24 protein-coding genes are annotated in these 23,791 nt (G+C 34.9%); 19 read left to right on the plus strand and 5 right to left on the minus strand.

Annotation, left to right across the window (positions count from 1 at the left end):
- Positions 1 to 17 precede the first annotated feature (17 nt).
- A complete protein-coding gene (locus AC4PRO_RS06555; protein WP_492116773.1) occupies positions 18 to 329 on the minus strand; it encodes a rhodanese-like domain-containing protein in 312 nt (103 codons plus the stop codon).
- Between the two features lie 298 nt (positions 330 to 627).
- Here AC4PRO_RS06555 and AC4PRO_RS06560 point away from each other — a divergent pair, with 298 nt between their 5' ends.
- From AC4PRO_RS06560 to AC4PRO_RS06570, 3 genes are all read left to right on the plus strand, one after another.
- Positions 628 to 1,254: a Crp/Fnr family transcriptional regulator gene (locus tag AC4PRO_RS06560; RefSeq protein WP_492116774.1), complete on the plus strand. Its 627-nt coding sequence runs from the start codon at positions 628 to 630 to the stop codon at positions 1,252 to 1,254.
- Positions 1,255 to 1,328: 74 nt separating this feature from the next.
- Complete coding sequence (locus AC4PRO_RS06565; protein ID WP_492116775.1) at positions 1,329 to 2,117, plus strand: sulfite exporter TauE/SafE family protein; 789 nt, start codon at positions 1,329 to 1,331, stop codon at positions 2,115 to 2,117.
- 75 nt (positions 2,118 to 2,192) lie between these two features.
- A complete protein-coding gene (locus AC4PRO_RS06570; RefSeq protein ID WP_492116776.1) occupies positions 2,193 to 3,467 on the plus strand; it encodes an NAD(P)/FAD-dependent oxidoreductase in 1,275 nt (424 codons plus the stop codon).
- A gap of 77 nt (positions 3,468 to 3,544) precedes the next feature.
- Here the strand turns inward: AC4PRO_RS06570 and cydB are convergent, their stop codons facing one another.
- Both cydB and AC4PRO_RS06580 read right to left on the minus strand, forming a co-directional pair.
- Positions 3,545 to 4,621: a cytochrome d ubiquinol oxidase subunit II gene (cydB, locus tag AC4PRO_RS06575; protein ID WP_492116777.1), complete on the minus strand. Its 1,077-nt coding sequence runs from the start codon at positions 4,619 to 4,621 to the stop codon at positions 3,545 to 3,547.
- A 6-nt stretch (positions 4,622 to 4,627) separates the two neighbouring features.
- Positions 4,628 to 5,959, minus strand: coding sequence for a cytochrome ubiquinol oxidase subunit I (locus AC4PRO_RS06580; RefSeq protein ID WP_492116778.1), 1,332 nt, complete (start codon positions 5,957 to 5,959; stop codon positions 4,628 to 4,630).
- Positions 5,960 to 6,186: 227 nt separating this feature from the next.
- On the opposite strand from AC4PRO_RS06580, the gene AC4PRO_RS06585 reads away from it, so the two are divergent.
- The 16 genes from AC4PRO_RS06585 to AC4PRO_RS06660 all read left to right on the plus strand — a co-directional run bounded on the left by AC4PRO_RS06585 (position 6,187) and on the right by AC4PRO_RS06660 (position 18,147).
- Positions 6,187 to 7,605, plus strand: coding sequence for an MBL fold metallo-hydrolase (locus AC4PRO_RS06585; protein ID WP_492116779.1), 1,419 nt, complete (start codon positions 6,187 to 6,189; stop codon positions 7,603 to 7,605).
- Between the two features lie 105 nt (positions 7,606 to 7,710).
- The gene (locus tag AC4PRO_RS06590; RefSeq protein ID WP_074722764.1) at positions 7,711 to 7,926 is read left to right on the plus strand and encodes a YgaP family membrane protein; all 216 of its coding nucleotides are present in this window, start codon (positions 7,711 to 7,713) and stop codon (positions 7,924 to 7,926) included.
- Positions 7,927 to 7,934: 8 nt separating this feature from the next.
- The gene (locus AC4PRO_RS06595) at positions 7,935 to 8,234 is read left to right on the plus strand and encodes a DUF202 domain-containing protein (RefSeq protein WP_492116780.1); all 300 of its coding nucleotides are present in this window, start codon (positions 7,935 to 7,937) and stop codon (positions 8,232 to 8,234) included.
- Complete coding sequence (locus AC4PRO_RS06600) at positions 8,191 to 9,048, plus strand: methyltransferase domain-containing protein (protein ID WP_492116781.1); 858 nt, start codon at positions 8,191 to 8,193, stop codon at positions 9,046 to 9,048. Before AC4PRO_RS06595 ends, AC4PRO_RS06600 begins: the two co-directional genes overlap by 44 nt.
- A gap of 195 nt (positions 9,049 to 9,243) precedes the next feature.
- Complete coding sequence (gene trxA / locus AC4PRO_RS06605; RefSeq protein ID WP_074722772.1) at positions 9,244 to 9,549, plus strand: thioredoxin; 306 nt, start codon at positions 9,244 to 9,246, stop codon at positions 9,547 to 9,549.
- Positions 9,546 to 9,740, plus strand: coding sequence for a DUF6132 family protein (locus AC4PRO_RS06610; RefSeq protein ID WP_492116782.1), 195 nt, complete (start codon positions 9,546 to 9,548; stop codon positions 9,738 to 9,740). The genes trxA and AC4PRO_RS06610 overlap by 4 nt, the downstream gene beginning before the upstream one ends.
- 63 nt (positions 9,741 to 9,803) lie before the next feature.
- Entirely contained in the window at positions 9,804 to 10,397 is a 594-nt protein-coding gene (locus AC4PRO_RS06615) for a TetR/AcrR family transcriptional regulator (protein WP_492116783.1), read from the plus strand.
- Positions 10,394 to 11,650 carry a TolC family protein gene (locus AC4PRO_RS06620; RefSeq protein WP_492116784.1) on the plus strand — a complete coding sequence of 419 codons (1,257 nt, stop codon included), beginning with the start codon at positions 10,394 to 10,396 and terminating at the stop codon, positions 11,648 to 11,650. The genes AC4PRO_RS06615 and AC4PRO_RS06620 overlap by 4 nt, the downstream gene beginning before the upstream one ends.
- A 43-nt stretch (positions 11,651 to 11,693) precedes the next feature.
- On the plus strand, positions 11,694 to 12,569 hold the full coding sequence (locus AC4PRO_RS06625) for an HlyD family secretion protein (RefSeq protein WP_492116785.1): 876 nt from the start codon (positions 11,694 to 11,696) through the stop codon (positions 12,567 to 12,569).
- An 86-nt stretch (positions 12,570 to 12,655) separates the two neighbouring features.
- A complete protein-coding gene (locus AC4PRO_RS06630; RefSeq protein ID WP_492116786.1) occupies positions 12,656 to 13,261 on the plus strand; it encodes a DUF2202 domain-containing protein in 606 nt (201 codons plus the stop codon).
- A 5-nt stretch (positions 13,262 to 13,266) separates the two neighbouring features.
- The gene (locus tag AC4PRO_RS06635; protein WP_492116787.1) at positions 13,267 to 13,767 is read left to right on the plus strand and encodes a c-type cytochrome; all 501 of its coding nucleotides are present in this window, start codon (positions 13,267 to 13,269) and stop codon (positions 13,765 to 13,767) included.
- Positions 13,767 to 14,054 (plus strand): cupin domain-containing protein, encoded by a 288-nt coding sequence (locus tag AC4PRO_RS06640; RefSeq protein WP_492116788.1) that lies wholly within the window; start codon positions 13,767 to 13,769, stop codon positions 14,052 to 14,054. Before AC4PRO_RS06635 ends, AC4PRO_RS06640 begins: the two co-directional genes overlap by 1 nt.
- A complete protein-coding gene (locus AC4PRO_RS06645) occupies positions 14,054 to 14,965 on the plus strand; it encodes an ABC transporter ATP-binding protein (RefSeq protein ID WP_492116789.1) in 912 nt (303 codons plus the stop codon). The genes AC4PRO_RS06640 and AC4PRO_RS06645 overlap by 1 nt, the downstream gene beginning before the upstream one ends.
- A gap of 3 nt (positions 14,966 to 14,968) precedes the next feature.
- On the plus strand, positions 14,969 to 15,703 hold the full coding sequence (locus tag AC4PRO_RS06650; protein WP_492116790.1) for an ABC transporter ATP-binding protein: 735 nt from the start codon (positions 14,969 to 14,971) through the stop codon (positions 15,701 to 15,703).
- 91 nt (positions 15,704 to 15,794) lie between these two features.
- On the plus strand, positions 15,795 to 16,901 hold the full coding sequence (locus AC4PRO_RS06655) for an ABC transporter permease (RefSeq protein ID WP_492116791.1): 1,107 nt from the start codon (positions 15,795 to 15,797) through the stop codon (positions 16,899 to 16,901).
- 121 nt (positions 16,902 to 17,022) lie between these two features.
- The gene (locus AC4PRO_RS06660) at positions 17,023 to 18,147 is read left to right on the plus strand and encodes an ABC transporter permease (RefSeq protein ID WP_492116792.1); all 1,125 of its coding nucleotides are present in this window, start codon (positions 17,023 to 17,025) and stop codon (positions 18,145 to 18,147) included.
- 28 nt (positions 18,148 to 18,175) lie between these two features.
- On the opposite strand, the gene AC4PRO_RS06665 is transcribed toward AC4PRO_RS06660, so the two are convergent.
- Positions 18,176 to 20,263, minus strand: coding sequence for a response regulator (locus tag AC4PRO_RS06665; RefSeq protein ID WP_492116793.1), 2,088 nt, complete (start codon positions 20,261 to 20,263; stop codon positions 18,176 to 18,178).
- A gap of 142 nt (positions 20,264 to 20,405) precedes the next feature.
- Positions 20,406 to 23,741 (minus strand): chemotaxis protein CheB, encoded by a 3,336-nt coding sequence (locus AC4PRO_RS06670; protein ID WP_492116794.1) that lies wholly within the window; start codon positions 23,739 to 23,741, stop codon positions 20,406 to 20,408.
- Positions 23,742 to 23,791 lie beyond the last annotated feature (50 nt).

Here is a 23,791-nt window from a genome sequence, read left to right on the forward strand (position 1 = left end):
TTAGTCTCTTTAAAGCATCATGGCGACACGATTTCTCCGTCCCAGCCTAAAATCCCTCCCGATAAATTAAAGGCGTTTTCTATTCCTAATTCATTCATTACTTCGCAGGCTTTGGCACTTCTAGCACCTGAACGACAATAGACATAATAGTTTTTACTCTTGTCTAAAGCTTCAATTTCAGAAACAAAAACCGGCCCCTGATGGATATCGATATTTATGGCATTGGAGATTATTCCGTCATTGTATTCATCCTCTGTACGTACATCTAGGATTACCGCGTTTGCATCTCCTTCAAGTTGAGAAGCCCAATCTTCTTGTGATAAATTCATAAAACTGTTTTTTTGTAAATTTACGATGTTTTTTGATAACAATAAACCTACGATTTTAGAATTAAATAATAAATCAGTGAAAACGTTTTCGCGACTATTTAATAATCAGTCAATTATATACTTCACTATTAATTATCAAAAATAGTCCACTAAATCGATAGGGGAATTGTCAATTCTTCAGAGACGATACCGTTAGAAATAAGATGACGAACTACTACATCCGTTCCTTTAACTTATTCAATAATTAACGTACTTTTACATTATTGCACATCAAAGCTAATTCAAACCAAAACTCAAAATGCAAGATTCTTTAAAAAAAACGTTCCCTACTTTTTCCAATGAGTTGATTCAGGATATTCAAAACAATGCATCAATTCAAGCCTTTAAAGCTGGAGATGTCATCATGCGAACTGGTCAGTATATCAACTATACTATGTTGATTACTAAAGGTCAGCTGAAGGTTTTTAGAGAAGGGGAAAATGGTGGCGAGTTTCTAATGTATTATTTGCAACCGGGACAAGCTTGTGCGGTTTCGATGATATGTGCTACTAAAAGTCAAACCAGCCAAATAATGGCTAAGGCTGTTGATGATGTAGAATTGATAATGGTGCCGCTTTCTTTAATGGAAAAATGGATGATGGAACACCGTACTTGGTATGAATTTGTAATTTTTACATATCGCATCCGATTTGAGGAATTACTTGAAGTAGTAGACAGTATTGCATTTAGGGCAATGGACGAGCGTTTAGAGTTTTATTTGAAACGCAATTCAGATGCCTGCGGTTGCAAAGATTTAAAATTGTCACACCAAGAAATTGCGACAGAATTAAATACGTCCAGAGAAGTGATTTCACGATTGCTCAAAAAAATGGAACAACGCGAATTAGTAAAATTACATCGCAATCATATAGAACTTTTGGCCTAAAAAAAATGACCTATGTGACAATTGTTACTGTATGCAAAATAAATAGGGACGACCTTTGTAAGAAAAATTAACAGATGGAATATATTGGTTATTTAGCTTCAATTATCATCGGTCTTTCTTTGGGTCTAATAGGTGGTGGTGGATCAATACTGGCTGTACCCATTTTAGTATACCTTTTTAAAATACATCCTGAGCAAGCAACTAGTTATTCCTTATTCATAGTAGGATTCACTTCAATGATAGGTTCATTTAGTCACTATAAATTGGGTAATTTAAAAATTAAATCGGCACTGATTTTTGCAGTTCCTTCTATTTTATCTTTACTTTTTGTACGAAAAATTATTCTCCCACTACTTCCCGATATTCTCTTTTCTATTGACGATTTTGATATCACTAAGAACTTGTTGATCATGATTGTGTTTGCTTTTCTTATGATTGCCACCTCCGTTTCTATGATTCGAAAAACAAAAAAAGTCAAAGAAACAAAAGAAATTAATTTTCTGATACTTTCTATCATTGGACTATTTGTTGGGTTAATAATTGGATTTTTAGGTGCTGGTGGCGGATTTTTAATTATTCCCGCATTATTGTTTTTTGCTAATTTACCAATGAAGCAAGCTGTAGGAACTTCACTATTTATCATATTTATCAACTCTTTAATTGGTTTTGGAGGTGACTTACTAGGAGGTGTCGATCTGAATTACAAATTACTGTTCATTATTTCGGCCATGGCTATTGTTGGAATGTTTATTGGAACCCAATTGTCTAAAAAAATTGATGGAGCAAAATTGAAACCCGCTTTTGGATGGTTTGTATTAGTGATGGGAATCTATATTATCGTCAAAGAACTTTTTTTTAAATAAATGTTATGTAACATAAGTCACTGAAATACAGTAACTAATATTGTACTATTGTAGTAAATCTAATACTTATCAATCATGCAAGAACATTTTCAAATATTAATTATTGGCGGCGGTAATGCAGGACTATCTGTTACTTCTCAACTACTTCGTAAAAAAAGCGACCTAAAAATAGGAATCATAGAACCCTCAGAAAAACATTATTACCAACCCGCATGGACATTAGTGGGTGCCGGTATCTATGACATCAATAAAACAAGAAGAAAAGAAAAGGATTATATTCCAAAAAATAGTACCTGGATTATTGATTCCGTTACTGAATTTGTTCCCACTGAAAACAAAGTGATCTGCCAAAGCGGAAAAGAAATCAGGTATCAATATCTAGTTGTAAGCCCAGGTATCCAATTAGACTGGGACAAAATTAAAGGCCTTAAAGAAACTCTTGGTAAAAACAATGTTAGTAGTAATTACTCCTTTGAATTTGCGCCAAAAACTTGGGAATTTATCGAGAACTTTAAAGGCGGAACTGCTATTTTTACAAATCCTTCAACACCCATAAAATGTGGTGGCGCTCCTCATAAAATAATGTATTTAGCCTGTGATTATTGGAGAAAAAAAGGAATCCTTGACAAATGTGACGTTCATTATATATCTGGAGGAGCCGGCATCTTTGGCGTACCCGAATATGCCGAAACACTTAAAGAAGTATTAAAAAAATATAAAATTAATACTCATTTTGGCGCTAATGTAACAGCAATTGACGGGGCGGCAAAAACAGTGGAATACGAGACTAAAGATACTGATGAAACAATAAAACAAAGCTTATCCACAATTGATGCTTCTTGTTACGCCATTGCTGCCACTGATGATAAAGAGGAAACAAAAAAAGTTTCAATGCAATTTGATCTTTGCCATGTAGTACCCCCGCAATCAGCACCCGATTTTATTAAAAAAAGTCCGTTGGCTGATCCCAACAGTCCTTTAGGGTTCGTGGAAGTTGATAAATTCACTTTGCAGCACTCTCGCTTTCCTAATGTGTTTGCATTAGGGGATTGCATCAACGCACCTGCCAGTAAAACTGGAGCGGCAATACGAAAACAAGCTCCTGTAGTGGTTGATAATCTTTTATCGATAATAGAAGGCAAAGCGCCTACAGAAAAATATGATGGCTACAGCGCTTGCCCTATTCCTACAGAATACGGAAAATTAATGCTGGCTGAGTTTGATTATGATAATAAACCAAAAATGACTTTTCCATTTGACCAAGCAAAACCGCGTTGGTCGATGTGGATACTAAAAACCAAGATATTACCTTGGTTGTATTGGAATAAAATATTGAAAGGAACAGCGTAGTACCATAGTTCTCCAATAAAAAACTCCCTTGCCATACCATTGACAAGGGAGTTTTTGTATTTAGCCTTTTAGATAAATTAGTGTTCACCATAGCCTATGTTATCCATTTTTCCACTAAAGACTTTATATTGGATAATAAAATAAGTGATTACCAAAATCAAAGCGATCACAAACCAGTAAACGCCTACTGACAATCCATAGTCATCGGCAGCCACATTGTAAATAGTCAAGGAAGGATTGACACTATTCGTAGACGGTAAAACATTAGGAAAAATAGAAGCTGCAGTTGATGTAAATCCTCCTACCAAGAATAAACTTGAAAATAAAAACCCGGCGCCATCATGGGTAAATGATTTCACTTTAAATAATCCAAAAATACCGATAAAGCACAATAAAGGAAAAACCCAAAGCAGCGGATTATCTATATAATTATGAAAAGGCTCAGGCTCAATATTATGCCAAATTAACAATGAAAAAATTACCAAAGCGAGTAATACAAAATTGAGTTTAAAGACCACTTGTTTTAACTTTGGATTCAAGTCTGAATTGGTTTTATAGATGATCCAATTGGCTCCATGAATCATTAAAGCCACCACACTCACAACACCTAAAAACAAGGTAAACCAATCGATAATCCCTAACTGATCGGCTTTAGGGCTAAATGTAGCATTCCACAAAGGCAAAAAGAAAAAATGAGCTTCCTGAGTAGAAACCCCATTGGTTACCATACCAAGATTTACTCCGCGAACCACATTTCCTAAGGCAACACCAAAAAATAATGCCAATAATAAACTCGCTATTCCAAAAGCTTTGTCCCAAACAGCCTCCCACATAGGATGGTGTATTTGTCCGCGCAATTCCAATCCAATGGCTCGAAAGATGAGCAACCATAAAATCATCATTAAAGGCAAGTAAAAACCACTAAAAGACGAGGCATATAATGTAGGAAAAGCAAAGAACAAAACGCCTCCTGCGGCAATTAACCACACTTCATTAGCATCCCAAAAAGGGCCAATGGCATTGGTTATCGCTTTTTTATCTTTTTCCGTTTCGGCAAAAAATAAATGAATAATTCCTGCCCCAAAATCATAGCCATCCAAAACGACATAAACCGCTAAAATTCCCATTAAAACAACATACCAAAAGAATTCCATAATCATCTATTTTTTTACAGTTTCGGGACCATTTTTAATTATTTTTCCAACCAAAAGTAGAAACAACAAACCTAACAGCAGGTACAAACCTACAAACCCCAATAAGGTAAACAAGGTATTCCCTGAAGAAACCGTGGGCGATATGCCTTCTGATGTTCGCAGCAAGTTGTACACCAACCAAGGTTGTCTTCCTAGCTCTGAGGTGTACCATCCAGTAGTATTTGCGATATAAGGAAATGGCATCATAAAAAACAAAGCCCATAAGATCCATTTAGTTCCAAATAGCTTTTTTCTATATAATTGCAAAGCTGCCAAAGACATTAAACCAATAAAAAGTGTTCCTAAACCTACCATAATATGATACGCATAATACAGTCCTGAAATATTAGTAGGATACGTATTTTCATCAAATTGATCTAATCCTTTAACGGCGGTATCCCAATTCCCATAGGTCAAAAAACTTAAAACATTGGGCACCGCAATCTTATTATCTAATTTTTTATCTTTTACGTCAGGTTGCCCTATCAAAACAATTTCGGCTCCTTTTTCTTCGGTATGAAAAATTCCTTCCATAGCCGCAAAAGTAACGGGTTGGTATTTTACCACGTTTTTCGCTAACAAATCTCCCGTAGGCACTGCTACAATTAGACTTGATATTAACCCAAAAACAACCCCCGTTTTTAGAAATAGCTTACCATAATCTTCATTGCGCTTACTCAAAATATACAGCGCTCCAATTCCAGCTACTACAAAAGAGCTAGTTACCAGTGAAGCCGCCTGATTGTGCAAATAAGAAGGCCATAACCAAGGATTTGCAAACAAAGCGACAAAATTAGTAAGCACAAATTTTCCGTTAGCCAGAATCTCATACCCTACAGGGTTTTGCATCCAAGAATGGGTCGCTATAATTAAAAAACCACTTGCCCACGATCCCAAGAAAATGAGGAGTCCAGTTACAAAATGCCATTTATGTCCTATAATTTTTTCTCCAAAGAGAAACATACCTAAAAAAGAAGACTCCAAAAAGAAAGAAAACATACCCTCCATTGCTAATGTCTGTCCAATAATCCCCCCTGTTAACTCTGAAAATTTAGCCCAATTGGTTCCAAACTGAAACTCCATTGGAATTCCCGTGACCACACCCATAGCAAAATTTAAAGCAAAAATCTTCATCCAAAAATGAGTCGCTTTATTGTATTTTATATCGTCTGTTTTTAGGAATTTCCACTTAAAATAAACAATGATTAAGGACAAGCCCATCGTTAATTGTGGAAAAAGGTAATGAAAAGTAATCGTGAATGCGAACTGCATTCTATCATAAAAAAGCATTTCTTCCATACTGAAGTATTTTTTATAAAGATACCCTAAATCTAAACTGCTTACGTAATCTAATTTACATAATTGTTCTTTTTATCTCCTGATATTTATCATTATTTTTTATAAATAGCGTTAATAACTTTGTTATGAGATATTTATAGAAAAAAAAAGTAATTATGTAACATTAGTCACTGTGAAATAGAAATACAAAAATTATCTTTGTATAAGAATTTTAAAAAAATACTATCATGCAAATAGAACAAATATATACAGGATGTTTAGCACAAGGTGCTTATTATATAACTTCAAATGGTGAAGCGGCTATTATTGATCCTCTTCGCGAAGTACAACCCTATCTGGACAGATTAGAACGCGATAATGTAAAACTTAAATACATTTTTGAAACGCATTTTCACGCTGATTTTGTTTCGGGACATCTGGATTTAAGTAAAGCGACTGCAGCACCAATTGTATATGGACCAACTGCTAAGCCAACATTTGAAGCAATCATTGCTACTGACGGTCAAGAATTTATTCTTGGAGACATCAAAATAAAAGCACTACACACTCCTGGGCATACTATGGAAAGTACTACCTATTTATTGATTGATAAAAATGGTAAAGAACATGCTATTTTCTCTGGCGACACGCTGTTTATTGGTGATGTAGGAAGACCTGATTTAGCTCAAAAAGCAGCTTCTATGACGCAGGAACAACTAGCTGGAATATTGTTTCATTCCTTGAGAGATAAAATCATGACTTTGCCAGATGATGTCATTGTATATCCTGCTCACGGTGCTGGTAGCGCTTGTGGTAAAAACATGAGTAAAGAAACGGTTTCGACCATTGGTAACCAGAAAGAAACTAATTATGCTTTGAGAGCAAACATGACTGAGGACGAATTCATCAAGGAAGTCACGGATGGTTTACTACCTCCCCCAGCCTATTTTGGAATGAACGTCGCCATGAACAAGCAAGGATATGAAAGCTTTGAGACTGTTTTAAACAACGGCATGAGAGCTATTGAAGTTAATGATTTTGAAGCGGTAGTCGAAGAGACTGGAGCTCTAATTTTGGACACTCGTAAGAATGAGGCTTTCGCCAAAGGATTTATTCCACAATCGATAAACATAGGTATTGAAGGTGATTTTGCTCCATGGGTAGGCGCTTTAATTGGTGATGTAAAACAACCCATCATCCTTGTTACAGAAATTGGTCAGGAAGAAGAATCGGTAACACGTTTAAGTCGTGTGGGATTTGACAACTTAATAGGTCATCTCAACGGTGGTTTTGAGGCTTGGAAAAAAGCAGAAAAAGAAATTGATACCATTAATAGAATCACAGCAGAAGAGTTTGCTAAAGAAATAAAAATAGGAGAAAGCAAAGTTGTTGATATCCGTAAAGACAGTGAATATAGCGCAGAACATGTTGAAGATGCCTTTAGCAAGCCGCTATCAAGTATAAATGACTGGATCAAAGATATCGATCCTAAAGAACCGTTTTTCTTGCATTGTGCCGGCGGATACCGCAGCATGATTGCCGCCTCGATATTACAGGCTCGCGGCTTCAGAAATTTTAAAGAAATTGAGGGCGGATTTAATGCTATTGCTAAAACGGAATTGCCTAAAACTGATTTTGTATGTCAAAGTAAAATTTTATCAAAATAAAAATTTAGTACAACCACTTGTTAAAGTACTTGTTTTTCAGTTATTTATAACGTAAATTCATAATAACTATTTTAATTCAAGAGTTTTAATTTTAAAAAAAATATTATGAAAAGGAATTTAGGGATGACAGACAAAATCATTAGAGGAACAATAGCGGCAATTATTGCATTACTATATTTAACAAATATTATAAGCGGTACTGTAGCAATTATTTTTGGCGGTATTGCTGTTATTTTATTCATTACAAGTCTCATCAGCTTTTGCCCAATGTATTCAATATTTAGCCATAGTAGCAGTCGCGACAATAAAAGTAAAACGTAATTAAATATATGAAAGAGACAGTCAATAAAGACTTAATCTTAAGAGAGCGTCTCGCATTACAGCGAACTACTTTAGCAAATCAGACCACTGTCTTAGCTTTTATTCGCACCGCCATGTATTTTTTTGTTGCAGGTTTAAGTACTAGAAATCTATTGATGATTGAGAACAGTATCGTAATAGAAATTTCTCTTTATACGATTGCCTTTGTAATTTTATCCTTGGGACTATTGAATTTTTTTAAGCACAGAAAGATGATTACTGAAAATGAAAAACACATTGGAGATTATAAATTTGATTATTATGAGTAATGAATCCTGTAACAAACCCTTAGATCAAGACTATTGGGATGCACAGTATAAAGCAAATATTACTGGTTGGGATTTGGGCTTAGTATCTCCGCCAATTAAAAGCTATGTCGACACTTTAAAAGATAAAGACATTGCTATTTTAATTCCAGGCTGTGGGAACACCTACGAGGCTGCCTACCTTCTCGAACAAGGATTTACTAATGTTACGGTAATAGATATTGCTCCTACATTAGTAAAAATTATTGACGAAAAATTTATAAGCGATACCCGCATACAAGTCCTATTGGGTGATTTTTTCGACCACAAGGGCGAATATGATTTGATTATTGAGCAAACCTTTTTTTGTGCTTTACCGCCGCTAATGCGTCAAAAATATGTTTGGAAAATGCACGAGCTTTTAGCAAAAAACGGAATACTTGCTGGATTGTTATTTAATAGAACATTTGAGGTAAGCCCTCCTTTTGGCGGAAGCCAAGAAGAATATGAATTGCTTTTTGTAAATCCATTTGACTTTATCAAATTAGAAAAAAGCGATAATTCTATTGCGCCTAGAAGCAATTCGGAATTGTTTTTCGAATTTAAAAAAAATAGTGCTGTTGCAGTGAATCTTTATGAATTTGAAGGAATTACTTCCAGCAGCTGCATGAATACCGTTACTAAAAAGTTTGCAGCGGTTAAGGACGTACTTAATGTAAGCATGAACGGCAATTTTACGGAAGTTCTACTTGTTAGCACTATAGAAATTCCATTAGAAGAACTACAGAAAATAGTGTCTTATGATGACCATTACAAAATAAAAAAAATAACACAATGAAACAATTACTATTAACAAACTGGCATCCCATGCGCTGGATTCGGCTTGCAATTGGACTGTTTTTAATACAGCAAGCGATACAATATCAACAGCTGTTATTCGGTTTCATGGCTGTATTTTTTCTATTCCAATCGATTTTTAATACTGGATGCAGCCTTAATGGATGCTCAGTGCGACCTTTAAAAAAAAATAAAAATGAACAATAGTTTTGATAATCTCATAAAATCAGAGAAACCGGTACTAATCGATTTCCACGCTACTTGGTGCGGACCCTGCAAAGTACTCGGACCCATTTTAAAAGAAGTAAAAGATAATTTAGGAGACCGAATTTCAATTATAAAAATTGATGTGGATAAAAACCAACAAATAGCATCTCAGTATCAGGTGCGAGGTGTTCCCACGATGATTCTGTTTCAAGAAGGAAAACAATTGTGGAGAGAATCAGGTGTCTTGGATAAAAATGCTATCATCAAAATCATATTGGAAAAAAGTAATAAATGACAAGAAAAGCCATAATTCTTACTGGAACAGGTATACTAGTTGGTGCCATTGCAGGATATGCATATTACCATTTTGTAGGCTGTGCCTCAGGAAGCTGCTCTATCACATCTAAACCGCTCAACTCCACTTTATATGGAAGCCTAATGGGTGGTTTACTATTTAATATGTTTGTAAAAAAAGAAAAAAAGTAACTCTGGTTGCTTTTTTTTTCTAGCTTTGCTAACCAAACGGTTAAACCATAAAGTTAATACTAAATGAATACGGAAGAAAAAATATTTAATGCGGCAAGAACTGTGTTCCAAAAAAAGGGATTCGCGGGAGCACGTATGCAGGAAATTGCAGATGAAGCGGGAATTAACAAAGCCATGTTGCATTATTGTTTTAAAAACAAACAACTTCTTTTTGAGGCAGTATTCATGAATGCCTTCAACCAATTGGCTCCTCAAATCAATGCCATCTTTAATTCAAGCGATACTGTTTTTGAAAAAATAACAAAGTTCACCCATAATTATATTTCATTCGTAATCGACAATCCATATTTACCGCCCTTTGTGATTCAGGAAATGAACAACAATCCTGAGTTTGTCATGAAATTTTTAAATCATGAAAACAGACCTGATCCTAGCGTACTAATTGGCCAAATTGAAAACGAAATTGAAGCAGGGATAATAAAACCTCTGAAGCCTAAACAACTTCTGATGGATATTTTTTCTTTGACTGTTTTTCCCTTTGCAGCGCAAATGTTGGTCAAAGGCCTAATACAAATTTCTAATTCAGAATTTAACGAAATGATGGAAGAACGAAAAACTAGTATTGCTACACAAATTATAAATTCGATAAAAAAATGAGACGAACAAACCTCCTATTACTACTGCTGTTACCACTATTATCAATAGGCCAGCAAACATTGTCTCTGGAAGAATGCTATGATTTTTCCAATAAAAACTATCCTATTGCCAGACAAACCAATCTGCTTCAACAAAAATCAGCCTTAGAAATAGAAGCGCTCAATAAAGCGAAACTACCGAAGATTGACTTAAATGCACAAGCAACTTATCAGTCAGATGTAACGTCTCTGCCAATTAGTTTACCAAATGTCACAGTAAACCCACCCAACAAAGATCAATACCGTGCTACCCTAGATGTCAACCAACTAATCTATAACGGCGGTCTAATTGATGCTAATGCTAAAATTAAAGAAGCACAAACCAAAACGCAACAGCAACAAACTACAGTCAATCTGTACCAACTCAAATCAAGAATTAATCAACTGTACTTCTCGACCTTTCTTCTACAAGAGCGCCAGACTATTTTGATTTCAAAACAAGAACAATTAGACGCCAAGATTAAAGAAGTGAAATCTGGAATAAAGTTTGGCGCTATCCTTCCCGCATCTGAGAAAGTGCTAGAGGCAGAAAAACTAAAAATAAGACAACAGCTTACCGAAATTAAGTTTGACAAGAAAAGAGCATTGGAAAGTCTTTCTTCATTGACATCTTCGACCATAAATAACGAGGTAACTTTAATAAAGCCTGTAATTGATTGGAAAATAAGTACGGAAAACAATCGCCCCGAACTGCAATTGTTTGATTTACAAAACGAACAAATTGAAATCTCAAAAAACACGATTTCAAAAAATAATTTACCGCGGGTAAATGCATTTGGCCAAGCGGGTTACGGAAATCCAGGATTAAATATGCTAGATAATTCCTTTCAAACTTTTTACATGGTAGGCGTAAAAGCAAATTGGAATGTATTTGACTGGAATAAATCAAAAAAAGAGAAAGACGCTCTAGTCATTTCTGAGGCAATCGTGACTACCGAAAAAGAAACCTTTTTACTCAATACCGATCTTCAATTGCAGGAGATGGAAAATGAAGTAAATAAATTGCAGGAAGTAATCGTCACTGATACAGATATTATTTCCTTAAGAGAATATGTCGTAAAATCATCTGATGCGCAACTAAGAAATGGTGTAATCACTTCCTCTGACTATTTGGTCGAATTGACAAATCTATACGAAGCCAAAACGAATCAGAAATTACATGAAATTCAATTGCTTTTGGCGAAAGCCAATTACCAAGTTATAAAAGGAAATTAAAAAAAACATTTCGGCTTCTAAAGCGATCAATAAATGAACTATTATGAAAAAAATAATTATCGCTCTAACGATACTAAGTCTAGCGGCTTGCAACAAAAATAACGACAAGGCAGATGGTTACGGTAACTTTGAAGCTACTGAAGTTACTATTTCGGCGGAAGCCAATGGGAAAATTGAATTCTTAAATTTAGAAGAAGGAGTGGTTCTTGAGCCTAATACTACAATAGGATTAATAGATACCACCCAATTGTACTTGAATAAACAGCAATTACTAGCTTCGAAAACTACCGTATTTTCGAAATCAAAAAATGTACTGTCCCAAACTAATGTTTTGCAAGAGCAACTCAAAACAACATTGATTGAGCAAAAGAGAGTTCAGAATATGTATACTGAAAACGCAGCTACGAAACGCCAAGTTGATGAAGTGGAAGGCAAAGTGAACGTTTTAAAAGAACAAATAAAAAGTGTAGGAACTCAAGATGCGCCAATCCTAAACGAAGCAAAAACGATTGATGTTCAAATAGAAAAAATTAACGATCAAATCCAGAAAAGTAAAATCATCAACCCGATAAAAGGAACGGTTTTAGCCAAATATGCAGAGCCAAATGAAATCACGGCTTTTGGAAAACCACTATATAAAATTGCCAATATTTCTGAGATGACGTTGCGCGTATATGTAAGCGAAACCCAATTATCTGCAATAAAAGTGGGACAAAAAGTCAACGTTAAAATTGACAGTGATGCCGAAATGAAATCGTATCCAGGAACGATTTCCTGGATTGCATCGGCTGCAGAATTTACTCCGAAAATCATTCAGACCAAAGAAGAACGGGTAAACCTGGTATATGCCGTGAAAGTAAGCGTAAAAAACGACGGACGTTTAAAAATAGGGATGCCAGCCGAAATGTGGATTAAATAAATTAAATGTTGGTTATGTAACTTAAGTCACTTCTGCCTGTTAACCAAATGGTTAAATTTACAGAACAAACTTAAAAAACAAATAGTATGAAAAAAATTTTTTTTACTACTGCAGTAGCATTTATAATGTTCAGTAGTTGTTCTAATGACAATAATACTGCGCCTTTGGCTTCGCTAACACCAAATGAGATTAGCGATCTAAAATTTTTGCGAGAAGAAGAGAAATTAGCTAGAGATGTATATATGTACTCTTTTGACAAATACCAAATTAGTATTTTTAACTCTATCGCTCAAAGCGAACAACAACACATGGATAGTGTTTTGAATTTATTGAACAAGTACGGCATTACTGACCCAGCATCAACACAAAGAGGTGTTTTTAAGAGTACTGAATTGCAAGCATTATATAATAGCTTAACCGCTCAATCCGATATTTCTTCTATTGAAGCATTAAAAGTGGGAGCGACAATTGAAGATTTAGACATCAATGATATTGATGGTTTTATAAATAACACAACAAAATCAGATTTATTAGCTGTGTATGATAATTTAAGCTGTGGTTCAAAAAATCATATCCGCGGGTACACCAATCAACTTGCTTTAAGTGGCGTAACTTATATTCCACAATACATTACAATAGCATATTACAATACGATTTTGAGTGAATCTAATAGTGGATGCGGTAAAAAATAAAAAACATGAAATCAAGACTCTTAACAATACTAGTTTTAGCAATTGCTTTTGGCAGCTGTAACAATAAGACAACATCAAACATAGCAAAAAACGATAGCGCTTCTGAATTTATTATTCAAGATAACGAAGGATTGCAATTAATGACACAAAAATGTTATGCTTGCCATAGCGTTACCTCAAAATCGCATGATGATATTATTGCCCCTCCTATGATTGCAATTAAGAAACGATATTCCATGCAATATAGTAACAGAGAAGATTTTATAAATGCTTTAGTTGCATATGCAAGTGATCCTAAAGAAGAAAATGCATTAATGATGGGGGCAATCAATAAATTTAATGCAATGCCAAAACAGAATTTCAAAAAAGAAGATTTAACGAAAATTGCGACCTATATTTATGACAATGAAATAGAAACCCCAAAATGGTTTGACACTCATTTTAAGCAAAATCATAAAAATGGTAAAGGAATGGGAAATTTAAATAACGCTGAAAAAAAATCATAATGAACCTAACAAATCTTCACACAGACAATAAAGCCGTTCAAACCAATATGCTATTCTCTACGACAGAAGGCAAAGTGATCTCACTGCAAATCGCAACGGGAGAACAATTAAAGGAACACCTGAGTAAAGTTCCGGCGCTATTAGTTTGTGTTTCAGGAAACGCAATTTATAAAGAAGGGAATGACAAGACTATTGAATTAAAATCAGGTGACTTTGTCAATATAAAAGCCAATGTAAAACATAGCCTCGATGCAATAGCCGAAAGCAATCTTTTATTGATTAAATAATGAGTATTCAAGTCCAAAATATTTCTAAATCCTACAAAGACAACTTAGCCGTTGCGTCTGTTTCTTTTGATGTAAAAGAAGGCGAGATATTTGGATTGATTGGTCCTGATGGTGCGGGAAAAACAACTCTTTTTAGAATATTGACTACTCTTTTACTACCCAATGAAGGAACGGCTACGGTAGCTGGTTTTGATGTCGTTGCCGACTATAAATCCATCCGAAGGAGCATTGGCTATATGCCAGGAAAATTCTCCTTGTATCAAGATTTAACTGTCGCCGAAAATCTAAGCTTTTTTGCCACTATTTTTGGAACTACACTAGAAGAAAACTATGATGTTATCAAAGAGATATACGTCCAAATTGAACCCTTTAAAGACAGACGAGCTGGCGCACTTTCTGGCGGAATGAAGCAAAAACTCGCCTTATGCTGCGCCTTGATTCACAAACCGAAAGTTCTATTTCTGGATGAACCCACAACCGGAGTTGATCCCGTTTCGAGAAAAGAATTTTGGGACATGTTGAAGCGATTGCAACAAAGAGGGATTACAATATTGGTTTCTACACCCTATATGGATGAAGCCGCTTTATGTGACCGGATTGCATTGATTCAAAAAGGCGCTATTTTAAAGATTGACACACCCGCAAATATCATCTCAAAGTACGACAAAACGATTTATGATGTCCGTACTAGGAATACCCATAAATTGATTCAGGATTTAAAAGAATATCCCAGTCAATACAGTGTCTATGCTTTTGGGGAGTACATTCATTACTGTGATAAAACAGATGATTTTAATCCAATTGAACTAGAAAATTACCTAAAAGAAAGAAGCCATACTGAAATAGAAATTCGTGTTTCAAAAACTTCAATCGAAGATATATTCATGGATTTAACCACCCTAAATCAATAAATTTTGAGTCAGGAAAAAATCATAGAAGTAAAAAACCTCAGCAAGAAATTTGGCAGCTTCACCGCTGTTGACAACATTTCTTTTGAGGTCTATAAAGGGGAAATATTTGGTTTTCTCGGGGCAAATGGCGCTGGAAAAACAACGGCTATGAAAATGCTTATTGGAATATCAAGGCCTACATCTGGAGAAGTTACTGTAGCCGGTTATGACGTAAAGACTGCAGCAGAAATGGTTAAGAAAAGCATTGGCTACATGAGCCAAAGATTCTCCATGTATGATGATCTCACCATCAAGGAAAACATTACTTTTTTTGGCGGAATTTATGGTTTAAGCCGAAATAAAATAAAAGAAAAAACAGCTCAGTTAGCTTTGGAACTTGGACTTGAGAAGGCTCTTAACAAACTGGTTGGCGATTTGCCTTTGGGTTGGAAACAGAAACTATCTTTTTCAGTGGCTTTATTGCACGAACCTAAAATTGTTTTTCTCGATGAACCTACTGGTGGAGTGGATCCTATTACAAGAAGGCAATTCTGGGAAATGATTTATGCCGAGGCCCATAAAGGAACTACCATTTTTGTAACCACGCATTACATGGATGAAGCCGAGTATTGTGACCGGGTTTCCATCATGGTGGAAGGAAATATTGAAGCTTTGGATACACCCAAAAACTTAAAACAACAATTTAATGTAGAATCAATGAACGACGTCTTTTTAAAACTGGCTCGAAATGTTGAATAGAAGTTATAAATAAGAAAATAGAACAAAGAGAAAAGACTAAAGAAAACACCTTTGCGAACCTTGCGAACTTTGCGCTTAAACACAAAATAGAATGAAAAGATTTATCGGTTTTGTAACAAAAGAATTTTATCACATTTTTCGCGATAAGCGCTCGATGTTTATCCTTTTTGGGATGCCTATCGCTCAAATCATGTTGTTCGGTTTTGCCATTACTAATGAGATCAACAATGTTAACATTGCCATTCTAGACAAGTCAAAAGATACCGAAACGCAAAAAATAATCAACAAAATCAGTGCTTCCAAGTATTTTCATATCGAACAGGAAATCAGTTCAGAGTCGCAAATAGAATCCATATTCAAAAAAGGGAAAGTCAAAGCGGTTTTGGTTTTTGAAAATCATTTTGTAAAAAACCTGCAAACCCAAAAACAAGCCAAATTACAAGTAATTACAGATGCGACAGATCCCAATATTGCGAATACCATTACCAATTATGTCAATGCCATTTTGCAAAATCACACACAAGAAATAAACAACACAAACCAACCCGCTTATCAAATACAGACACAAACCCAATTGTACTACAATCCAGAACTCAAGAGTGTTTTTACCTTTGTCCCTGGCGTGATGACGGTGATTTTAATGCTGGTTTCGGCGATGATGACATCCATATCCATTACCCGTGAAAAAGAACTCGGTACCATGGAAGTGCTGCTCGTCTCTCCCTTAAACCCGTTGCAGGTTATTCTGGGGAAAGTATTTCCCTATATCTTCCTTTCGATAATCAATGCCACCGTAATCGTCGTTTTAGGCGTTTTTGTTTTTGGAATGCCCATTGAAGGAAGTATACTTTTACTCGCTTTCGAAAGTATTCTTTTCATTATCACGGCACTTTCATTAGGGATATTGATTTCAACCCTTTCTAATTCGCAACAAACCGCCATGATGATTTCCCTAATGGGATTAATGCTGCCCGTAATCATCCTTTCAGGCTTCATATTTCCGCTTTCCAGTATGCCACTACCATTGCAAGTAATCAGCAATATAATCCCCGCAAAATGGTTTATTATAATCATTAAGGCCATTATGCTGAAAGGAGCTTCAATCGAAATTATCTGGAAAGAAACACTAATCCTTATAGGAATGACACTGTTTTTTATAATTCTAAGCATCAAAAAATATAAAATAAGATTAGAGTAAATTGTTAAACTGAATCCGTTTCAGTTTTAGGAGCTATTTCCTGCTTTACGCTTCAATCTTTTAACTCGTTAAAAAACGAGATAAAAGGATTTCCACTTCAATCAGGGCTAAAAAACAAAATATGAGAACAATACTATTCATCATACAAAAGGAGTTCAGACAAATCTTTAGAAATAAAGCGATGCTGCCCATTATATTTGTCTTGCCATTTATCCAGCTGCTAATTTTATCCAATGCAGCTAGCTTTGAAGTGAAAAATATCAAATTCTCTTATATCGATAATGACCATTCCGCATCATCGAGAGAATTAATTAGTAAATTTCAATCCTCAGACTATTTTAAAATAATTGACCATTTCGAATCAAAGAAAGAAGCCAACCTACAAATGGAAAATGGCAAAGTGGATGTTATTCTTGAAATACCCAATCATTTTGAACGCAATCTTCTGACGGAGAAAAAAACAACGCTATCCGTAAGCATCAATGCCATTGACGGCGCGGCTGCTGGTGTCGAAAATGTATATATTACCCAAATTATAGCTAGTTTCAATCAAAAAATACAAAGCCAACTATATCAATACAATGACAATTCCTTTGTAAAGCCTCAAAACATTGTTACCATCCCTTCCTTTTGGTACAACAATACCTTAAATTATAAAACCCTGATGGTTCCAGGTATTTTGGTATTATTGGTAACGATGCTCACCTTATTTTTATCAGCCATGAATATTGTGCGTGAGAAAGAAATTGGGACACTAGAACAAATCAATGTTACCCCCATAAAAAAACATCAATTCATCATAGGGAAATTATTCCCGTTTTGGGTATTAGGATTAATGATCTTAACGGTGGGATTGCTTATTGCCAGGATCGTGTTCAACATTCCCATATTAGGGAATATAGGATTGATCTATCTGTTTACTTCAGTATATTTATTGGTGATACTAGGCATAGGACTATTCATTTCTAACTACACCGAAACCCAACAACAAGCCATGTTCATTGCCTGGTTTTTTACTGTAATTTTTATTCTGATGAGTGGATTGTTTACCCCTATTCAAAGCATGCCAACTTGGGCACAGCAGCTGACTCTTTTCAACCCCATTCGCTATTTTGTGGAAATTATTCGAATGGTAATGCTCAAAGGGGCTACCTTTTCTGATATTTCAAGACCGTTTTTTATAATTGCCATTTATGCTTTCATTATAAATGGATTTGCCGTTTGGAGTTATAAAAAAACGAATTAGTTTTATGTACAAAATCCTAAAACTAAATTTACTCCTTCACCCACTTGTGAAGTACGGTTTCCAAATCAGTTATACTAATGGGTTTAGAAATATAATCATTCATACCACATTCTAGACACTTTTCTTTTTCCTCAATAAAAATTCCTGCTGTCAATGCTATTATGGGTGGCGATTCAGAATGACTTAATTTCCTGATTTCCGCCGTGGTTTCAAAACCATTTTTTTTAGGCATTTGGATGTCCATTAAAATAATATCCAACTGTTCTTTCTTATACAGCTTTATGGCTTCTTTTCCATCTGTCGCTTCAAAAATGATACAATTTGGTATTATTTTTTTTATGAGTTTTTTTGCTAAGAGCATATTAATTCTATTGTCCTCCACAATCAATATTTTTGTGTTCGCCAGATATTCTTTAATGGGTTCTTTGTTCTCGTCTATCTGATGAAGGAATGGAATTTGAGTTTCTTTTTCCTTATTTGATTTCTTAAAATCTACCGTAAAATTAAAATCACTTCCTTTTGCATATTCACTCTCAAGGAGTAAATTACTGTGCATTAACCCTAACAACTGATTTGAGATTGCTAAACCTAACCCTGTCCCACCAAATTTTTTTGTCGTGGAAAGGTCTTCTTGTACAAACGAATGAAATATCTTTTCCTGATTTTGCTGCTTTATCCCAATACCAGTATCCTTTACTGAAAAATGTATAGTAGAAATAGCGTCGTTATCAGAGGCAATCTTATTAACATTTAGCGCTATAGAACCTTCATTTGTAAATTTTAAGGCATTCCCTATTAAGTTTACGATAATCTGTTTTAGTCGTACCGAGTCAGCAAAGATAAATTGAGGCACGGCCTCACCAATATTTAATGTCAGATCAATGTTCTTTAAATTTGCCTGATGCTTAAAAAGCTTAATCACTTGGTTTGTAAATGCCAAAATATCTATTTCTTCAATATTCAATTCTAATTTCCCTGATTCAATCTTAGAAAAATCCAATACGTCATTGATAATTTCCATCAATATAATAGCAGACTCATTTACTATATTAATGTATTCAGATTGATTAACATCAAGAACTGTTTTTGTTAATAAATCACTAAATCCTATTATTCCATTTAGGGGAGTACGGATTTCATGACTCATGTTAGTTAGAAAATTAGATTTTGCTTTGTTCGCTTTTTCAGCTAAATTTTTCGCCTTTGTGAGCTCTTTTTGCATTAGCTTTATCTCTGTTATATCAGTAAAACTGATTACAATTTCTGTTAAATTTCCCGTTGAGTCAAATACAGGAAATCCATTTACTAAAAGTAAGATGACCTCTTTCGAATTAGGCTTTTTAACTCCAGCAATAAAGTTTTTAAGTGATTTTTTACTAGCTAAAATTTGGTTTACGGGGTATTTATCAAGCGGTAAAGGCAAATAATTTTCATCCAAAAATTTCCAATCAGAATCTATTGCTTGTTTTCCTTTCAACTGACCTTTACTCAAACCAAGTAATTCAGAGGCTTTAGGATTACTTATTACTATAGAGGAATCTGGTGCATGAACAATAATACCTTCAGCCAAATTATTCAAAAGATCTCTGTATTTTTCCTTACTAGTACCTAAGGCAAACTCTGACTCCTTCAGTTCTGTAATATCAATTAATGTTATGTTGCACTGCCCAGGATCTGTTGCAATAACACCCAATAAATGGCCAAAAAAGGATTTCTTATCTTTGGTAATAAGATTGACTTCACAAGACTCCGTACCCTTACTTTTAAATATTTTTTTTAAAAAAGCATTGAATATATTTTTTGTATCATCAGAAATAAAAAAACCAAATTGACTATTTATTACATTTGAACGAAGTATCCCAAGCATATCGAGCCCAGTGAGATTAGCTTCAAGAACATTACCATCAGTAGACAACGTAAAATACCCAGACGGTGAATGATCGTACAATTGGGAATATTTTTCAATAGCCTGCTCTGCTTGCTCTTTTGCTAAAAGCAGTTCTTCATTCTGCATTTGAAGCTCAATCTGATGCACTTCTAATTCATGAATAAGTTTCAATGTCATGGCATCAGAAAGCTTTCCTTCAGATTTCAATTGATTTTTATTTTTTTGCAATTCTTGGGCCTTTAACCTAAGAAGCGCAGTAACTTTCGAATTGTTTTCAGCATTCCCCATCCCTACTAACTATTTTAAATATTATCGCATAAATGATTTAAAGCTTTATTATGGCAATTTTATAATTACTCCTTCGAAACAATTATTTCGAATTTAAGAAAGTAAAGTTACGAATAAAACATTGCATTACTTCATGATTATCAACTATATACATGTTCAATGTAAAATCAACATTAATTTTTTTTCCTGTAGCCGTTTCAATCTGGACTTTTTCATAATTAACCGGCTTCTCCTGCTTTAATTCTTTAAACATATCCTTATTCGATATTATATTTTTTAAAAAATTAATTTCCCAAATTGGTTTATTAACAAATTCTTCTTTTGAATGCCCTAATAACTGCGTCAAAAATGGATTTACATCAGTTATTTTTCCTGTCAAGGCATCGATATAAAATATTCCTTCTTTTGCTGATTCAAAAAGATGATGGTAACGCGTCTCCGCTAAAGCCAATGCTTCTTCAATTTGTTTGCGTTCTGTAATATCCCGAATGATACATTGAATTACTTTTTTATTATTCACCAAGTACGATGTACTGACAAATTCTACTTTAATCTCCTTACCTTTAGCGGTTTGAAGCGGTAAATTCTCATACCGTACGAATTTCTTTTTCTTTAACTCAGAGAACTTTTCTTTATTAGCCACGATATCTTTAAAAGGGCCTATTTCCCATATCGCCTTTTCAACAAATTGTTCATATGAATAACCTAGCATTTCAATTAAATACGGATTAACATCCATAATATTACCTGTTTCTTCATTGAGGATTAGAATTCCGTCTTTAGCCGATTCAAATAAGCGTCGGTATCTATTTTCCATAAGTAATGCTTCTTCCGCCTTTTTTGAAGCAGTGATATCCGTAAATGTGATTACAATACCATCAATGCGATCATCTAATGTTCGATAGGGCATAATTCGCACGTTATACCACCTTCCGTCCTTTGTACCGATTGTGTTCTGAATTGGTGTCAGGTTTTTAATTACACTCCTTGCATCGTTATCCATACTGGGATAATTCAAATCATTAACCAAGTCTGTAAAAGGCCTTCCTGAATCGTTAGATCGAATTTTAAATATTTTGCTTACAGCATCAGTAAACCGGCGTATGTTTAATTCTTTGTCTAGAAAAAGTGTTGCTATTTCAGTACTGTTAAGCAAATTCTTCATGTCATTATTTGCCAGTTCAAAATCACTTAACTTATTTTGAAGTTCTGCATTTACAGTCTGTAACTCTTCGTTAAGACTTTGCATTTCTTCCTTTGAAGTCGTTAATTCTTCATTTGTTGATTGCAATTCTTCGTTTGTTGATTGCAACTCTTCATTAATTGATTTCAGTTCTTCCTGCGAAGCTTGCATTTGTTCCCTTGAAGTTAACAAGTCTTCATTTGACTGCTTCAATTCAGCCTCAAGCTCTTTATGTCTGCTTGATAAATTTGACTTAGTGATTTTTTGTTTCGATAAAAGCGGATCGACTATCTCATGCTCATCCTTGAAGACGATCATCACCATCCCCTTTAGCTGATCAGGGTTTTCAATTCGCTTAATAGTGATCGTCACATAATTGAAATCTCCACTACTATTTCTAATTTTAATATTTCGAAGGTTAATAGCTTCAGTGCTTTCTAGTGCTTTTTGGAAAGCGTTAGGCAGTTCATTTCTTAAGCCTTCTCGTGCCATTACATTAATATTCCAGTTGGCTTTACCAGCAACAGGTTCAAGATATTTTCCTGTTCTACCAGTAATATAGAGAATATCTCCTCTATCATTTACTAGCACGCTGGCTGGCGCAAATTGTTGAAGTAGGATCTGATCTGCAAGACTTTGAATATTTTCGACCACTTTAGGAGTATTAGTCATTTCTTTGGTTATTGTTTTATTACTTGAAAAAGAGCTGGGAAAACCCGCTAATTCTGATGTTAGAGCTATCTTAGTACGTTTATAAAGTTTTAATTTACCATCCAGAACTTCAAACCCTTCATTATTTCGGGCTATGGCTTCGGCGGAGCCCAATACCATGATACCTCCTGGGAGAAGACTATAGTTAAACAATTCGATTAGCTTTTTTTGTAGAGGCGGCTCCATGTATATCAACATATTACGACACATCAATATATTAAGTTTTGTAAAAGGAGGATCTTTGATTACGTTATGAGGTGCAAAAACAAGCATTTCTCGTATCGCTGAAATCACGCGGTATCCGTCTACTTCGACATTGAAGAACTTACTAATTCGTTCAGGTGAAACATCTACAATAATATTAGTGGTAAAAAAACCTCGACGTGCTTTTTCTATTGCATCCGTATCTAAATCTGTAGCAAAAATTTGTAGCGTCAAATTTCTATGTTTACCGATACTTTCCATAACTTCCTTGAAAGCTATGGCTAGCGAATATGCCTCTTCGCCTGTGGAACAGGCAGTAATCCATGCCCGTAGTACATATCCTTCCGGTAAGTCTTTAATAAGTTCAGGCAGAATAGTGCTTGTGAGCTCGTCCCAAACAGCTGTGTCACGAAAGAAGCTGGTTACCCCTATTAATAATTCTTTAAAAAGCAACTCAATTTCTTTAGGGTTTTCCTGTAAGAAATGAACATAATCTTCTGTGCTACCCAACTGATGGACTCCTTTACGCCTTTCGATGCGGCGCATTAAAGTTGTTTTTTCATACAATAAAAAATCATGACCAGTGTGTTCTCGCAGTAAGATGATAATTTTTTGGAGACTACTTCTATTTTTGACGTTTATATCTGAATCTTTTTGAATTTCTAGTGTGTGCTGGAGAAGCGTAATTAGTTTAGCAGGTAACTCTTCTACCGGTGCCACAATATCAACTAATACTGCCTCTGTAGCATTTAGAGGCATTGAGTTAAACTTTGCGGTTGCAGGATCCTGAACTAAAACAAATCCCTGCTGTTCTTTAATTGATTTAATTCCTAAACTTCCATCCGAACCCATTCCTGAGAGAATAATTCCAACACTTTTACCTAGTCTATCAAGCGCCAATGAACGAAAGAAGATATCGATTGGTAAACGCAACCATCGGGTTTGAATAGGGGCAAATAGATGCAAGGCACCGTTTAATATTGTCAAACTTTTATTTGGAGGAATTACATAGATATGATTGAGTTTTACCGTAAGTTGATCAGCTGCCTGTAGTACTTTCATGGAAGTGACCCGTTGCAATAACTCTGGCAAAATTCCAACATGAGTAGGATCGAGATGTTGAATAACGACGAATGCCATACCAGGATTTTGCGGCATGTTTTTAAAAAAAACTTCCATTGCCTCTAGTCCTCCTGCGGAAGCTCCTATACCAATGATGGGGAAGTCACTACGCCCGTCTTTGTCCATGGTTTTAGTTTTGGCTGTTTTAGAAATGGCTTCTTCTTCCTGCAGAATTTGTTTATTCTCTATCTTTTTCATTATGATATTGCGCTATTATAAATCAAGCATCACGCTAATTAAGCATAAAT

This window comes from Flavobacterium sp. DW-iso2 (genome assembly GCF_058725285.1).